Source organism: Polaromonas sp. P1_G2 (genome assembly GCF_056405515.1).
Window position 1 is genome coordinate 1 of record NZ_JBFUBY010001292.1, and the last position, 429, is coordinate 429.

Consider the following 429-nt stretch of genomic DNA (forward strand, 5'->3'; position numbering starts at 1 on the left):
ACCTGACGCTGTCGCTGACGGCAACCCAGGCCGGGCGCGCCCGCGTGATCATGGACATCAGCGCCGGCAATGACAGCCCCGGCGACATCTTCGATCTCTATGTGCAGGCGACGATCACATCCGGTGCCGCGAACCTGGTTTCGGCGGAGTTTTGGTCTTCGTATAATCAAACGACCAACGTCCCGAACAATGCCGACTATTCGTGTCTCACCGCCGCGACGACGGGATTTGGTTCAGCTGGGCCGGGAGATATCACGGAAACGCTGGATTACTATATGCCGGTGATCATCCAGCCGGGAACGCGGAGTTTTTGGACGGTGCGGTTCAATCACTACTTTTCGGGGGCGGGGAGCGCGACGATCAGCTGGCGGCATTTGGCGATTGATAAGCGGCAGTCGTAGGCGCCTTCAACCCGCATCTGTTCTATGC

1 protein-coding gene is annotated in these 429 nt (G+C 59.2%); it reads left to right on the forward strand.

Annotated features, from left to right (window positions below):
* On the forward strand, positions 1-401 hold a 401-nt coding region (locus AC1D0P_RS30195), incomplete at its 5' end, for a hypothetical protein (protein WP_477680097.1).
* Between the last annotated feature and the right edge of the window lie 28 nt (positions 402-429).